At 63.4% G+C, this 15,336-nt stretch carries 15 protein-coding genes; 12 read left to right on the forward strand and 3 right to left on the reverse strand.

Annotated features, from left to right (window positions below):
* Positions 1–13: 13 nt before the first annotated feature.
* From D769_RS09315 to D769_RS09325, 3 genes are read left to right on the forward strand one after another with little or no spacing between them, the layout of a single operon-like run.
* The gene (locus tag D769_RS09315) at positions 14–1,285 is read left to right on the forward strand and encodes a paraquat-inducible protein A (protein ID WP_008644312.1); all 1,272 of its coding nucleotides are present in this window, start codon (positions 14–16) and stop codon (positions 1,283–1,285) included.
* Positions 1,282–2,907 carry an MlaD family protein gene (locus D769_RS09320; protein WP_008644314.1) on the forward strand — a complete coding sequence of 542 codons (1,626 nt, stop codon included), beginning with the start codon at positions 1,282–1,284 and terminating at the stop codon, positions 2,905–2,907. The genes D769_RS09315 and D769_RS09320 overlap by 4 nt, the downstream gene beginning before the upstream one ends.
* Positions 2,904–3,506, forward strand: coding sequence for a PqiC family protein (locus D769_RS09325; RefSeq protein WP_008644315.1), 603 nt, complete (start codon positions 2,904–2,906; stop codon positions 3,504–3,506). Before D769_RS09320 ends, D769_RS09325 begins: the two co-directional genes overlap by 4 nt.
* Positions 3,507–3,566: 60 nt before the next feature.
* On the opposite strand, the gene D769_RS09330 is transcribed toward D769_RS09325, so the two are convergent.
* From D769_RS09330 to D769_RS09340, 3 genes are all read right to left on the reverse strand, one after another.
* The gene (locus D769_RS09330) at positions 3,567–4,301 is read right to left on the reverse strand and encodes a hypothetical protein (RefSeq protein ID WP_008644318.1); all 735 of its coding nucleotides are present in this window, start codon (positions 4,299–4,301) and stop codon (positions 3,567–3,569) included.
* 99 nt (positions 4,302–4,400) lie between these two features.
* Complete coding sequence (locus tag D769_RS09335; RefSeq protein WP_234707035.1) at positions 4,401–5,780, reverse strand: alkaline phosphatase; 1,380 nt, start codon at positions 5,778–5,780, stop codon at positions 4,401–4,403.
* A 59-nt stretch (positions 5,781–5,839) separates the two neighbouring features.
* The gene (locus D769_RS09340; protein WP_040010963.1) at positions 5,840–7,324 is read right to left on the reverse strand and encodes an alkaline phosphatase; all 1,485 of its coding nucleotides are present in this window, start codon (positions 7,322–7,324) and stop codon (positions 5,840–5,842) included.
* A gap of 232 nt (positions 7,325–7,556) precedes the next feature.
* Between D769_RS09340 and D769_RS32285 the strand changes: the two genes are divergently transcribed.
* The 9 genes from D769_RS32285 (at position 7,557) to D769_RS09375 (ending at position 15,300) form a co-directional block, all read left to right on the forward strand.
* The gene (locus D769_RS32285; protein ID WP_160172199.1) at positions 7,557–7,712 is read left to right on the forward strand and encodes a hypothetical protein; all 156 of its coding nucleotides are present in this window, start codon (positions 7,557–7,559) and stop codon (positions 7,710–7,712) included.
* Between the two features lie 95 nt (positions 7,713–7,807).
* Positions 7,808–8,101, forward strand: coding sequence for a GYD domain-containing protein (locus tag D769_RS09345; protein WP_008644323.1), 294 nt, complete (start codon positions 7,808–7,810; stop codon positions 8,099–8,101).
* Between the two features lie 164 nt (positions 8,102–8,265).
* Positions 8,266–8,409: a hypothetical protein gene (locus D769_RS32290; RefSeq protein ID WP_160172198.1), complete on the forward strand. Its 144-nt coding sequence runs from the start codon at positions 8,266–8,268 to the stop codon at positions 8,407–8,409.
* Between the two features lie 167 nt (positions 8,410–8,576).
* Complete coding sequence (locus D769_RS09350) at positions 8,577–8,792, forward strand: hypothetical protein (protein ID WP_008644324.1); 216 nt, start codon at positions 8,577–8,579, stop codon at positions 8,790–8,792.
* A gap of 473 nt (positions 8,793–9,265) precedes the next feature.
* Complete coding sequence (locus D769_RS09355) at positions 9,266–10,420, forward strand: BamA/TamA family outer membrane protein (RefSeq protein ID WP_008644326.1); 1,155 nt, start codon at positions 9,266–9,268, stop codon at positions 10,418–10,420.
* 759 nt (positions 10,421–11,179) lie between these two features.
* Positions 11,180–12,607, forward strand: coding sequence for an OFA family MFS transporter (locus D769_RS09360; protein ID WP_008644327.1), 1,428 nt, complete (start codon positions 11,180–11,182; stop codon positions 12,605–12,607).
* Positions 12,608–12,628: 21 nt separating this feature from the next.
* Positions 12,629–12,760, forward strand: coding sequence for a hypothetical protein (locus D769_RS09365; protein ID WP_008644328.1), 132 nt, complete (start codon positions 12,629–12,631; stop codon positions 12,758–12,760).
* A 245-nt stretch (positions 12,761–13,005) separates the two neighbouring features.
* Positions 13,006–14,304 (forward strand): TAXI family TRAP transporter solute-binding subunit, encoded by a 1,299-nt coding sequence (locus D769_RS09370; protein WP_008644330.1) that lies wholly within the window; start codon positions 13,006–13,008, stop codon positions 14,302–14,304.
* 201 nt (positions 14,305–14,505) lie between these two features.
* Positions 14,506–15,300, forward strand: a complete 795-nt coding sequence (locus D769_RS09375; RefSeq protein ID WP_008644332.1) for an SDR family oxidoreductase — start codon at positions 14,506–14,508, stop codon at positions 15,298–15,300.
* Positions 15,301–15,336 lie beyond the last annotated feature (36 nt).

Genomic DNA, 15,336 nt, shown 5'->3' on the forward strand with positions numbered 1-15,336 from the left:
ACGGAGGTGGCGCATGACCCGCACCGATCTGATCGCCTGCCCCGAATGCGACCTGCTCCAGCGCGCATTGCCCGTGCCCGTCAAGGGCACGCTGCGATGCTGCCGCTGCGACGCTGAACTTGCCCGCAACCGCCCCGACGGCCAGGAGCAAGCGCTGGCCCTTGCGCTAGGCGCGCTGGTGCTGCTGGGCATCTCGAATCTCTATCCGATCGTCGGTCTCTCCGTCAGCGGCACGCTGGTGCAAACGACCCTCGCTGGCGCGGTGCGCGTGCTGTTTCACGGCGACATGTGGCCGCTGGCCATCCTGGTCCTTGTCACGACCATCGTGATGCCGGTGCTGCAGACCGTGGGCATGTTGTGGATCCTGCTGCCGCTGCGTCTGGGTCGCAAGCCCTGGTTTGCGCCTCAGGTGTTGCGGCTCTGCCATCAGGCCGAGTCCTGGGGAATGACCGAGGTGCTGATCCTTGGCCTGCTGGTGGCCCTGGTCAAGCTCGCGCACATCGCGTCGGTAGTGCCCGGCGTCGCACTTTGGTCGTTCGGCGCGCTGATGCTCGTGCTGGTCGGGGCCCACACGGCCTTCGACCCGCATTCGCTATGGGCACACTTCTCGGCAGTGCGCGCAACCGGCGGTGCACGCGCGCATCTGGAACAGCCAATCGTTTCGGGCCCCATCACGGCGGCGTATTGCGGCCTGCTTTCGTGCCACGATTGCGGACTGCTGACCAGCGCCCACACGCGTGACCATGCGCTGGCCTGCCCGCGATGTGGCGCGACACTGCATAGCCGCAAACCCGCGAGCCTGACACGCACCTGGGCATTGCTGATTTCCGCCATCGTGCTGTACATCCCCGCCAACGTACTGCCGGTCATGTACACGAGTTCGCTGTTCGGCGCGGAGAACGACACGATCCTGAGTGGTGTCGCATACCTGTGGACATCAGGCTCGTGGATGCTCGCGATCGTGGTGTTCATTGCCAGCATTGCGGTACCGATGCTCAAGATCCTCGCGCTCGGCTACCTCGCCTTCTCCACGCAGTTTCATTCCACCTCTGCGCCGAAGCGCCGCACGAAAATCTATCGCGTGGTGGAGTTCGTCGGCCGCTGGTCGATGCTGGATATCTACGTGATCACCGTGCTCGTCGCACTGGTGCAATTCAAGGCCCTGGCCACGATCCAGGCCGGCCCCGCCGCCATCGCCTTCGGCGCCGTGGTGGTACTGACCATGTTCGCCGCGATGACATTCGATCCGCGGCTGATCTGGGATGAAGCGGAGCATCAAACATGACCAGTCCAGGCCAGGACCCCGATACCCCGGACTTCCCCGAAGCCGTCGCCAAGGCGCCATCGCGCTCGCGCTGGCGCCTGCAGCTCATATGGCTCGTGCCGATCATCGCCGTGCTGATCGGCGGCTGGCTCGCGGTGAAGGCCGTGATCGAACAAGGACCGACGATCACCGTCAGCTTCAAGACCGGCGAGGGCCTGGAGGCCGGCAAGACCAAGATCAAGTTCAAGGACGTCGACATCGGCATAGTCAAGTCGGTGGCGCTCTCCCCCGATAGCAAGCGCGTGGTGGTGACCGCCGAGATCGCCAAGGACGCCGGACGCCTGCTTGTCGACAACACGCGTTTCTGGGTGGTGCGGCCGCGCATCTCGGGCGGGTCCGTTTCCGGCCTCGGCACACTGCTGTCCGGCTCGTATATCGCCACCGATACCGGCACGGCGACGGCGACGCGCCACGACTTTGTCGGGCTCGAGACGCCGCCCGCATTCACCAGCGACGTGCCGGGCCGCGAGTTCACGCTAAAGAGCGAGGACGTGGGCTCGCTCGATGTCGGCTCCCCGGTTTACTTCCGCCGCCTTCAGGTGGGACAGATCACCGCGTTCGACCTCGACTCCGACGGACGCGGCGTCACGCTCAAGGTGTTCGTGAACGCCCCGTACGACCGGTTTGTGCAGCAGGGCACACGCTTCTGGCACGCCAGCGGCGTTGACGTTTCGCTCGATACGAGCGGCTTGCGCGTGAACACCCAGTCCGTGGTGTCGATCCTGATCGGTGGCATCGGCTTCGAGACCCCGTATGAAGCGCAGGACCAGCCCGCTGCAGCGGCAGGATCGACCTTCGCGCTGTTCCATGACCGCGTCACCGCACTCAAGCGCCAGGACAGCGTCGTGCATCACTACGTGGTCAATTTCACGGACACGGTGCGCGGCCTGGCCGTCGGCGCTCCGATCGAGTTCCGGGGCATCGTGATCGGCGAGGTCACTGGTATCTACACGCGCTACGATCCGGCGACGCGCAAGTTCAGCATTCCGGTGGAAATAAACTTCTACCCGGGACGATTCACGTCGCGTTACCGCACCGGGGCCGCCTTGGGCCCGGTAGCCGAAAATCCCCGCGAGCTTGGCGACTTCCTGGTCTCCCAAGGGCTCCGAATGCAATTGCGGAACGGCAACCTGCTGACCGGGCAGCTTTATATCGCGCTGGATTTCTTCCCCAACGCACCCAAGGCCAAGATCAACTGGAACGAAAGCCCGCCGGAGTTTCCGTCCATCCAGGGCGATCTGCAGTCGCTGCAGCAATCCCTGACACGCGTTGTCGCGCAACTGAACAGCGTGCCCTTTGCGCAGATCGGCCAGAACACCAAGGACATGCTCCGCAACGCGACCTCGCTATTGACGCGGCTGGACTCGGAGCTCGTGCCGCAAGCACGCGACACGCTGGCATCGGCACGCTCCACGCTCGACTCCGCCAACACCGCGCTCGGCCCCGACTCGGCGCTGCAGCAGAACACGGCGGACGCCATGAAGGAACTCGCACGTACGGCCGCCGCGCTCCGCTCGCTTGCCGACTATCTGGAGCAACACCCCGAAGCGCTGATACGCGGAAAATCGGAGGACAAGCCATGAAACGCGTGACAAGGTCGATCGCCAGCGCAAGCGTGGCATTCGTGGCGCTCATCGGGCTGCTGGCCGGCTGCAGCTCGCCGAAAGCGCGGTTCTACACGCTTGATCCGGACAACACTGTGGAGCGTGCCTCCACCGCGACACCAGTCCGTGTCGTCGTCGGGCCGGTGACGATACCGGATCTGGTCGACCGGCCTCAGATCGTGACACGTGTCTCGGCCAACGAAGTCAAGGTCAACGAATTCGCACGCTGGGCCGAGCCGCTCAAGTCCGAAATCTCCCAGGTCATTGCCGCAGATCTGAGAACCATGCTGGGGTCCGATCAGGTGACTGTCGTCGATACGGGTTCGAATGCAATGCCGGCCTGGCGTGTCCGCGTGGATATCCTGAGTCTGGATACGGAGCCGGCCGTCGCCGTGTCGATGGATGCGCTATGGACCATCCAGCCGCCGGGGAAACAGCCGGCGATCGCCGGGCGCTCGGTGGTACGCGAGGCCGTTGCCGGCGATGGCTTCGAGGCGATCATCTCGGCGCATAACCGCGCCCTCGCCTCGGTGAGCCGCGATATCGCCACGTCGATTCGCACCCCGTCGGGCCGCTGAGCACCCAGAGCTGTCCGGCGCTGTCCGGCGGCTCAGCGGATAACCGAGTGAATCGGCGCGTCAGTCCAGCAGATCGGAGTAATCGCCCTGCGCGTAGCCGCGTGTGCGAGACCAGGGCGCGCTCGCCGGCGTCGCGACCGACGTGACACGCGTGATCTTCTTCTGTGTGCCGCTCGTGTTGAGCGACTGCACCAGGCGCGGATACTGCCCGGCCACATCCCATTGCACCGTCACGCGCTCGTCGCCGCGGCGGGCCGTGTATTCCTGCACGCCATCGCGTACGGGCCCGTTGGCCTTCATCGTCTTGAGCAGGGCGGGGTCGAGCAGATGGCTCGCCGCGGCCCAGGAACCATCGAAACCGATATTGCCGTAGTCACCCTGGCGCACCTCGAAGGTCTTGCGCATCTGATCGCTGACGAGCCGAACATTCAGTTCGCCGTTGGGCTTGCGTTCGATCCAGCGCGCCGCCGTGGAAACATCCATGTGCTTGTGGCCCTTGTCACCCGCCGCATGTTCTGCCTCGTCATGCGCATGCCGCACGCTCGCCGGCACTTCGCGCTCGATCCAGACCGAGTCACCGTTGCGATAGACACGCTCGCCGAACGACACATCACGCTTCACGCCATCCTTGCCGAGTGCCGACATTTCGTGCTGCACGCGCAGCGCGAGTGGCCTGCCCGAATCCGTAGCCGTGGCCGCGAGAGCCGTCGACGAGGCGCATACGCCGAGCGCCAGCAGAACGAACTGGCCGATTGCCTGCTTCACGCCGGCTTGTTTCATGCTGGCTTGCTTCATGTTGATCATTGCCGTGCTGAAAGTGGAAAGCGCACGCCGGCGAACCGGCGTGCGTCATGGCACGGGCACGTGAAGTGCCCGTGTCGGGTACGACTAGGATCAGAGACCCAGGGCCGACTTGACCACACCGAACACCTTGGTGTTGTCGAGGGTGCCCTTCAACGGCGCGCTGCCGGGGCCGGTGGAGAACAGCATCACATCGCCGCCACCGTGCGTTTCGGCACCCGGGGAACCCAGGTTCACGCCAACTTCCTGCAGATAGTCATTGGCGGTGGTGTCCACCAGCGACGGGTTGTCGCGGGTAGCCTTGCGCGGGGTGCCACCGTTGCCGAACACCAGCGTGGTGTAGGGCAGACCGTCGGCCGCCAGGGCGGTCTTCTTGGTCTTGTAGTCGGTGGCCGTGGCCAGGATCGGGTTGCCGCGGTGCGAGTAGCCGTTGATCGTCATCGTGTGATCGTGATCGGCGGTGACCACGATGATCGTGTTCGACAGATCGACCATCGACAGCGCGCGCTTGATGGCGTCGTCGAAGGCGATGGTGTCTTCCAGCGCGCGCTTGGCGTTGGTGCCATGCAGCGCGTGGTCGATACGGCCACCCTCGACCATCAGGAAGTAGCCATTGCCGTTCTTCGACAGCAGCTCGATCGCCTTGGCGGTCATGTCGGCCAGGCTCGGCTGGGTAGCGCCTTCGCCCTTGCCCGCCACGCGGTCGATCTCGTACTCGAGATGGCTCGTCGTGCTGAACAGACCAATCAGCTTGTTGCCGCTGGCCTGCATCATCTGGTCGCGCGTGGCGGCCACGGCGTAGCCCTTGGCGGAGAACTCCGTCAGCAGATTGCGGCCATCGGCACGGCCCTTCTTGTTGGTCGTGGCGTCAAACGGCGTCCAGTGGTTGCGTCCGCCGCCCATCAGCACGTCGACACCGTCACCCAGCGCCGTGTTGAAACCCGCGCCGCCCGGCACCGCTTGCGCGGCGATGTCGTACTGCGCATCGCGATGGCAGATGTGCGAGTACGTGGCGGCCGGCGTGGCGTGCGTCAGCTCGGTCGTGGTGATGGCGCCGGTCGCCTTGCCGCGCGCCTTGGCCAGTTCCAGCAGCGTCGGCACCGAAGTACCGTTGGTCGGCAGGCAGTTGTTGATGGTCTTGTTGCCGTTGCCGTCTGTGCCCGGCGCGGTCGCCTTCGTGTCCGGGGACATCGAGATGACCTCGTTGTTCATCTTCACGCCGGTCATGTAGGCAGCCATCGACGGTGCGCTGTCGGTGGTTTGCGCGTCGTTGGAGAACGTCTTGATGCGCGCGGTGCGCTTCAGCGATTCCATCGTCAGCTTGCCCGATTCGCCGTACTTGTAGATACGCGATGCGGTAACGGTGGCGGGGCCCATGCCGTCGCCCAGGAAGAAGATGACGTTCTTGGCCTCGCCAGCGGCGTGCGCCGCGGGCATCGTCAGGCAAGCGCTGGCCGCCGCGGCCGCCAGCATTCCGATACGGGTAGTGATTTTCATGTCGATATTCCGTTGTGCGGTGATGGCGGGTTGGCTCAGAGTCCGATTGCCTTCTTGATCAGGCCGAACACCTCGATGTTGTCCATCACACCGGTGAAGCTGGTGGCCCCGTTGCCCATGGCGCCGATGAACACATCGGTGCCACCGTGGGTTTCACCACCCGCGGGCATCGGAATCACAGCTTCCTGGTGATAGGTCTTGTCGAAGACCTGCACATCGGTCAGCGCGGTACGCGTGGCCGGACGGTTCTCGCCATTGCCGAAGCCGATGATCGAGAACGGGTTGCCGGTCGAATCGAGCTTGGCAGAGCCAGTCACGTAGTCCTTGACCAGACCCAGCACGCCGGGGTTGGCATCGCTGGTCTTGCCCGTACGCTTGGCGTAGCCGTTCAGGACCAGGGTGTGGTCATGGTCGGCGGTGACGACGATCAGCGTGTTCTTCAGGCCCGGGTCGATGACGTTGAGCTTGTCGATGGCAGCCTTGATCGCGTCGTCGAATGCGGCGGTGTCCTGCAGCGCCTTGCGAGCGGTGGTCTCGTGCAGCGCGTGGTCGATACGGCCGCCTTCCACCATCAGGAAGAAGCCCTTCTTCTTGGCAGCCAGCACGTCGATGGCCTTGCCGGTCATTTCTGCCAGGCTCGGCTCTTTCGCCGGATCGCGATCGAGGTCGTAATCCATGTGGCTCGCGTTGAACAGACCCACCACCTTGGCGGAGCTGGCCGTGATCTTGTCGAAGTCCGACTTGCTGGCAGCGTAGCTATAGCCGGCCGTCTTGAACTCGCCGACCAGATCGCGGCCGTCGGTACGCTTGCCGCCTGCGGTCGTGGCCAGGAAGTGCTGGCGGCCGCCGCCGAAGATCACGTCGACGCCATCGGTCAGCGCGCTGTTGAAGCCAGCGCCCTTCGGTACCAGTTGCGCAGCGATGGCGTTCTCGCCGTCGCGGTGGCAGATGTGGGCGTAGGTGGCCGCCGGCGTGGCGTGCGTGATGCGCGTGGTGGTGACCACGCCCGTGCCGTAGCCGGCAGCCTTCATCTGCTCGAGCAGCGTGGGCACGCTCTTGCCGTTGCCCGTCGCGGGGCAGGTGCTGTCAGCGCCCGACACGTAGGCCTTGCCATTGGCGTCCACGGCGCTCGTTTCCGGAGTCATCGAGATGACTTCGTTGTTCATTTTCACGCCGGTCATGTAGGCGGCCATTGACGGGGCGCTGTCCGTGACCTGGGCGTCGTTCGAGTACGTACGGACGAAGCCGCTTTCCGGCATCGTGTCGATCGTCAGATCGCCTTCCTCGCCCACCTTGTAGATACGCGCGGCGGTCAGCGTCGTCATGCCCATGCCGTCGCCAAGGAAAAACACGACGTTCTTGGTCGGCGTGGCGCCGCCTTGTGGCTGCTCGATCGGCGGCGTCGTGCCACCGTTGTTGCCGTTGTTGCCATTCGACGCCGCGGCGTTGTTGTCATCGCCGCCGCAGGCCGCGAGGGCGACCGACATGGCGGCTGCCGCGAGTACGGAAATCCTTCTCATTATGGTGTCCTCCCTGTTTGAGACGGACTGGAGGATGCATGAGAAATGTGGCAGGAAGATTACTACTTGATTCTTCTGAGAGACATTCTTGGCTGACCCAGAATGGCAGCCATGTTGCAGCGCATCCGTTACATGGCCGTGGCAACAGGCCGGGTTGCCGCGCGGAAGGCGCTTCATTTCTGCAACACCTCGCGCCACACCACGGGATCGCGCTCCCGGAAATGGGCATGGGATGACCACGAACCGCATCCGGTCGCCAGTGGTTCGCAAATTGCGTGCTTTTGGCATTGCTCAGGCTGTTTTGCCGAATCTTCCAGGCGAGCGTCGTCACCGCCATCGTCTTCGGGTGAACGACGAAGCGCCGCGCGAGTTCGCGCCGAATCCCTGAACCACCGTCCACACGCTCTCCCGGCCGGATAGGGTTCACGCCCACACCCGGCACGGCGCCGACGGCGCCCATCCACTTGTTGCCGGAGACTCACCATGACCCGCTACATCGTGCTGGCAAGCTTCACCGATCAGGGCATCCGCACTGTCAAGGAAACGACCAAACGCGCCGCCGCCGTGCGTGAACTGGGCGCGCAACTTGGCGTGCAAGTGAAGGATGTGTTCTGGACACTGGGCAAATACGACGTCGTGCTGACGCTGGAGGCACAGGATGACACCGTGGTGACGGCGTTCGGGCTGAGCGTCGGCGCGCTTGGCAACGTTCACACCCAGACGCTTCGGGCATTCGATGCCACCGAGATGCAGGCCATCCTCGGCAAGATGCGCTGAGCCGCGCAGTGCTCCGAGTCGGTGTTTGCCACGGTCATCGTCGGCGAACACCGCCGCCGATGCATCGCGACAACAAATGTAATGCGCTTGGCGAAATTGGAAACACAAGTTTACTCGCCGTAGGGCGCGTGCGTTCTTAGACTCTCCGACTTCTGGAGATTGATATGAACAACTGGCTGAAGGAACGATTCTCAGACCCCCATCGGGCGATGGACACGCTCTGCACGGTGGCGTTTTCGCTCTGCGGACTGCTATTCGTGTACTTCATGGTCCTTGTGATCGCCGCGCAAATCATGTTCCGGTCGTAGGTGCCAGCGGTAGCGGAAGTCCTTGGGCTGGCCCGCTGCGCAATGGTTGGCCTCATCGTCAACTATTGGCCCAGCCTATCGCCCGAATAACGATCCGGTCTTGGACGCTATGGCGGAAGGCGCGGATCATTCTGGGCATGGTTTTTCCCACCCGTCGGAGTTTTCTGATGAAGTCCGCCCTGCTCGCCCTGTGTGGCGCAGCCTCCCTCCTTGCCTCGCTGTCAGCCGTTGCCGGCCCCGACTTTGCCGTGATCGAGCGCGGTCGCGCCGAGGCCCGGCAGCGACAGCAAGTCACCCGCCCGGCCTGCGACACCGCCGCGGCCAGCACGCCGAAGGTTTCGGCCACTCCGGCCACCGCTACCACTCCTGCGCAGTCGAGCTGACTGACACCGATCAGCCCTAGTCCATCGCCCATCTGCGGCGATACAAGCGCCAATCCGCTTCGTGACTCAGGCTGCGGCCTGAACGCATGGTCGCAGCGCCGTCGGGTGCGGATTGGGATCTGGATTTCCTCATGTCGCCTATCGAAAACAATCACTTCGATCCAGGGCGGCATTCGGTAAAGATCGTGCATCTTGACCGGACCAAGGGAATGCGCACGCGATGGGAGTACGCGGCGGACGAATCGGCTGCCTGCCGCTTGCCGCCCACGGTTGGACCGCGGGCGGCGGCGGTGCGGCAGCGGCCAGACTACCCGCCTGAACTACCAGATGGCCGAGCAGGTCACTGGGCCCTGGAGCGGATCCGTGGGCGCGAGCTGGGCAATCAACCGCGGCGTCGGCTTACTGCTGGAGATCGGTTACGGGTATAACCGCAACTACGTGATTGCTACTGGCTTCCTCCGGTTCTGACGACGATGCGCACGCCCCTGGTTATCCCGCTCGCTCTTGCCCTGGCCGCCGCGAACGCGGCCGCGCAGTCGAGCGAGCCGGCGCAGGACCCGGAACACGTAAGCTGGATAGATAAGGTCCTTAACAAGCTCGGCGCCTCGAAGCAGGTGGACCTGAGCCACGGCATCGACTGGGGCGTGTTACCGGGTCCTTTTTATAACCCGGAGATGGGTTTCGGCATCGGCGCCGCGGCCATCGGCCTCTACAAACCGAAGAACGCCGAGGAAGATACACAGCTCTCCACCGTCAACATCCATGGCTTCGCCACCACCACGGGGGCCCTGGGTATCGGCGTGGACAACAACACGTTCTTCGCCGACGACAGTTACCGCTTCGTGTTTTCCGGCGCGCTGATCAATATACCCACGTCGTACTGGGGCATCGGATACGACAACGCGGTCAACGACGCCAACAAGGAGGGCTATACGCGTCGCGGCGTCGTGTTCAAGCCCCGGGTCATGATGCGCGTGCAGCCCAACACCTATATTGGCGGCGGCGTCGACGTCGAGTACGACGACGCAACGCACCTGGATCGCGGCGCGAACAGCGCGCTGGCCACCGACCCGCACGGCACTCGCGTGCTCAGCAGCGGCCTGACCGCCCATTTTTCGTACGACACGCGAGACTTCCTGCCCAATCCGTACAAGGGGCAAGCGCTGCTGCTGAACGGCACCGTCTACCGGCGCGCGCTGGGCAGCGACACCGATTTCGAATCGCTGGAACTCACCTACGACCGCTACTTCCGTATGCGTGAGCGGGACGTGCTGGCGTTCGACATCTACGGCAAGTTCAACTGGGGCGATGTGCCGTGGAGCATGATGTCGATTCTCGGTGACAACAAGCACATGCGCGGCTACTTCATGGGCCAGTATCGGGACAAGGCGATGCTGACCGCCCAGGTGGAATACCGCTGGCACATCGTGGGCCGGCAGGGCATGGTGTTCTGGCTCGCCACTGGCGCCATCGCCGGCAACCCCGGCGGGCTGACGTCGGCCCACTGGCTGCCGAATGGCGGCGTGGGCTACCGCTTCGAGTTCAAGCCGCGGGTCAATGTCCGGTTCGATGTCGGTGTCGGTCGCCAGACGAAGGGCGCCTACTTCCAGATCAACGAAGCCTTCTGACGTTCGGCTGACCTTCCCGGGCGCAAAAAAAATGCCGCGACCATTGGCCGGCCGCGGCGTGTCAATTCGCCGGTCCGTGCGACACCCACTTGTCGCCCGTTTGCACCCATCGCTGGTGACCGGCTTGTCTTTCCATGGCAGAGGAAAACCGCCACGGCACAGATCGTAGGCGTCGCACATGACGCATTCGTGACAATTTGTCCTATCAATAGGGCATCTATGGCCGTATATGCCGTCCACACATTATTCAACGCTGTCGCAAAAACCACACGGTGAATATCGTGCCGCGCCGACGTTTTTCATGCATCACATCGAAAGTGCCGTTGGTAGGGAATATGTCCTCGAAAACCTATTGAAGTCAGCGATCGACACGGCTAAGGTTCAGCGCACATAACATTTTCCACGGTAGTCATTGTTGGTCAGAACAATGACTGCTCGCCCCGACGGAAAAATAATGAGCCATTTCATCCCGGGACGCCTCGCGTCTCTCGCCACACCGACTGCCGGATCCGCCGGCACTCGCTCGCGCCAGTTGCCGCGGCGCCATTACCCGCAGCGCAATCCCATTTCCGATTTGTAGTGTGGTAGCAAGCGTCGACCAGTCCGGGCCATAAATATGTCCAACACCCGGTGCGTCGACACATCTGGGGGTAATCCGACCGCGGCGTGACGGGTCAACCGGCTGGGCCACCCAGACCCGCCGGCGCGCCATGCTGCAAGCGGAACGGTTGCCCAGGACCCTCGTCTGGAGAACGCTCGATGAGCAGTGTGATGAATCAAGGCAGCAGCCCGGCCTATGGCCCGGCCCCGTTCTTTTCCAAGGAAGCGACCTACGCCAAGCCGGGATTTTCCCGCTGGATGGTCCCGCCCGCCGCGCTGGCGGTTCACCTTTGCATCGGCCAGGCCTATGCATTCTCGGTATTCAACGTACCGCTATCGAGGGTAATCGGCATTACCGAGTCAGCGCCCGATGACTGGAAACTGACCACGCTTGGCTGGATCTTCTCGCTGGCGATCTTCTTCCTTGGCATTTCCGCTGCATTCGCCGGCAAATGGCTCGAGCGCGTGGGTCCGCGCCTGACGATGTTCACCGCCGCCTGCTGCTTTGGCAGCGGGTTCCTGGTCTCCGCATTGGGTATCTACACGCACCAGATCGCCCTGCTCTATCTCGGTTACGGCGTGCTGGGCGGCATCGGACTGGGCCTGGGCTATGTATCGCCCGTGTCCACGCTGATTCGCTGGTTCCCGGACCGTCGCGGCATGGCCACCGGCATGGCGATCATGGGCTTCGGCGGCGGCGCGATGATCGCCGCGCCGCTGTCCGTGGCGCTGATGAACACCTTCAAGACCGCTACGTCGGTCGGTGTGGCCCAGACTTTCGTGGTCATGGGCATCGGCTACTTCGTGTCGATGCTGATCGGCTCGCTGGCCATCCGTGTGCCCGCCCCGGGCTGGAAGCCGGCTGGCTGGACCCCGCCCACCACCGCCAGCAAGATGATCACGCGTAATCACGTGCACATCGACCAGGCCCTGAAGACGTCCCAGTTCTACCTGCTGTGGCTGGTGCTGTTCCTGAACGTGACGGCCGGCATCGGCGTGCTGGGCCAGGCATCGCTGATGATTCAGGAGAGCTTCAAGGGCAGCGTGACCGCCGCAGCAGCAGCCGGCTTCGTTGGCCTGCTGTCGCTGTTCAATATGGGCGGCCGCTTTTTCTGGGCTTCGTCCTCTGACTGGATCGGCCGCAAGAACACCTACTTCGTATTCTTCGCGCTGGGCGCTGTCCTGTACTGGCTGGTGCCACAGCTTGGCGCAAGCGGCAACATCGCGCTCTTCGTGCTGGCCTACTGCGTGATCATGTCGATGTACGGCGGCGGCTTCGCCACGATCCCGGCTTACCTGGCCGACATGTTCGGCACCGCCTTCGTGGGCGGCATCCACGGTCGCCTGCTGACGGCCTGGGCCGCCGCGGGTATCGCCGGCCCGGTGCTCGTGAACTACATCCGCGAGTACCAGGTCGCGCACGGCGTGACCGGCGCCGACGCATACACGATGACACTGCACATCATGGCGGCCCTGCTCGTGGTCGGCTTCATCTGCAATCTGCTGGTGGCGCGCGTCAGCGACAGGCACCACATGAGCGAAGCCGATGTATCCAGCCTTGCCGGCAATGCCAGCGCAGCCCACTGACCGCCCGACGGAGAGATGCACATGGACAATTCACAAGTGAAAGCCCACCCCACCAGCAAAGGCCTGCTGGCCATCTTCTGGCTGTATGTGCTGGTGCCGCTGGTCTGGGGCGTATCCAACACGATCACCCAGGCAATGAAGCTCTTCCACTGAGCGGCATCGCACGAAGAGAAGGCCGCATTCATGCGGCCTTTTTTCTTGCTCCCGGATCGAGCTGCCGAGTGAGGTCGTTTGAGCCGCGATACAACAATCTGGTATCGTAGAAAATCCAAAAATTACAAAACTCGCCATGTCATCAGCGATACTCGGCGTTGCTGCAGCGGGAGTGCTTTCTTTCTGTTATCGGGTGACCAATGTCTAGGCGCGATCCGGCGCTTCGCCGCAGTCAGAATCCGCCCATGTCGGCGGGCCGCCGGCGACTTCTTATTGCTGGAGGCTTACTGCTGCTGGTTGCACTTGGCTGGTCACTGGTAGCTGTCATCCGGCCCGCCATCCAGCATACGATCATCATCACCACCGGCGCGGACAAGGGCATCTATCAAGGTTTCGCGGATCGCTACGCGGCCATCCTGAAACGCGACGGCATCAAGCTCGAGATCCGCAGTTCTTCCGGTTCGATCGAGAACTACGAACGGCTGAAGAATCCGGATAGTGCGTACGAGGTGGGGTTCATCCAGTCGGGCACGGTCAGCCCGAGCGATACCGACGGGCTGCAGACCATTGCCGCCGTCGCCTATGAACCGATCTGGGTGTTCTATCGCGGCGCCGCCAGGATGGATCGGCTTTCCCAACTGCAAGGGAAGAAAGTCTCCATTGGCGTTCCGGGCAGCGGGCTACTCGAAGTCTCCCGGATCCTGCTCGCGCATAGCGGCATTACCGCTGCCAATACCACGCTGCTGCAAATGGACGCCAATGCGGCCTACCAGGGCCTCAAGGATGGGCAGGTGGACGCCGCGTTCTTCATCGGCAGGCCCGATGCGGAGATGCAGCAGACGCTATTGAACAGCGACCTGAAACTGATGAGCTTCGCCCAGGCTGATGCGCTGGTGCAGAAATTCCCTTCGCTCTCGAAGATTGTCTTCCCGCGTGCCTCGACCAGCATCGTCAACGATCTTCCGCAGGCCGACGTCACGTTGCTGGCCGCCAAGGCCCTGCTCGTATCCAAGGACACCATGCACCCCGCATTGGTGTACCTGCTGCTGGAAGCCGCCAAGACCGTCCACGGCGGCGAAGACTACTTCACGCCGCTCGGCACGTTTCCCAACCTGAACACCAACGAGTTCCCCGTTTCGGAGGAAAGCACGCGCTTCTTCAAGTCGGGGCGTCCTTTCCTGCAGCGATACCTGCCCTTCTGGCTGGCCAGCTTTGTCGAAAGACGGCTGCTGATCCTGCTCCCCTTCATGGCCCTGCTATTGGGCCTGTTGCAGGCCCTGCCGCGCTTCGCGGAGTCGCGGATCAAAGGCCGGCTCGTGGTCTGGTATCGGGAGATCAAGGCGCTGGAAGATGAAATCTGGAAAAGCGAGCGGCCGACGCGGCACCAGATTGCGCAGTGGCGCGAGGAAATCGAGCAGATCGATGCGCACGCCAGTCAGATACGGATGCCGCAGCGCTATTTTCAGGACGTCTACGCCCTCAAGCAGGCAATCGCCGTGGTGCGAAACCGGATTCTGCATGTGGCCGGCACGGTGAAGGAATAGCCGGCAAACAAGGGCTGGCCACGTCACCCGCCGGTGGCTCGCCTGACCCCGGCGCAGTTCCCGTTTCACTGCCGTTTCCTTTCACGGGCGGAACGCAGCATTCCACAGGCCCGGCTTGCAGTTCGCCGGCGGCTTCATACACTTGACGGGTTGCCCTGCCGTAGCGGCCAAGGGCTCACCTTCCAACGAAATGGAGTCGCCATGAACATCGATCTGTCGGGCAAGACCGCCCTGGTCACCGGTTCCACCGCCGGCATCGGCTTTGCCACGGCGCGCGGACTGGCCGAGTCTGGCGCCCACGTGATCGTCAACGGCCGTAGTCAGGCCTCGGTCGACAACGCGCTGGCATCGCTGAAGAAATCCTATCCCACCGCCCAGGCCACCGGATTCGCAGGCGACCTGACCGACGCTGCCGTCTGCGACACCCTCGTCAAGACCCACCCGGCTGTCGACATCCTCGTCAACAACCTCGGCATCTTCGAGCCAAAGGATTTCTTCGATATTCCGGACAGCGACTGGACACGCTTCTTCGACGTCAACGTGCTGTCCGGCGTACGCCTCTCGCGCGCCTATGCCAAGGGCATGGCCGAGCGCAAATGGGGCCGCATCGTGTTTATCGCCTCTGAGTCTGGCATCAACATTCCGGTCGAGATGATCCACTACGGCTTTACCAAGACCGCGCAGTTGGCGGTCTCGCGCGGTCTGGCCAAGCGGATGGCAGGCACCGGCGTCACGGTGAACGCCGTGCTGCCCGGCCCGACGCTATCCGAAGGCGTGACGGCCATGCTCAAGGATGAAATCGCGAAATCCGGCAAGAGCGCCGAGGAAGTGGCGGCCGAGTTCGTCAAGGCACACCGCAGCACGTCGATCATCCAGCGCGCGGCCAGTGTCGAGGAAGTGGCCAACATGATCGTCTACGTCTGCTCGCCACAGGCGTCCGCCACCACCGGCGCGGCCCTGCGCGTCGACGGCGGTGTGGTCGACACGATCGTGTAAAGCACACCAGGGATCGGCGGCGGCCTGCTCCCGCGG

Origin of the sequence: Cupriavidus sp. HMR-1 (genome assembly GCF_000319775.1) — a bacterium.
Classification (GTDB): Bacteria; Pseudomonadota; Gammaproteobacteria; order Burkholderiales; family Burkholderiaceae; genus Cupriavidus; species Cupriavidus metallidurans.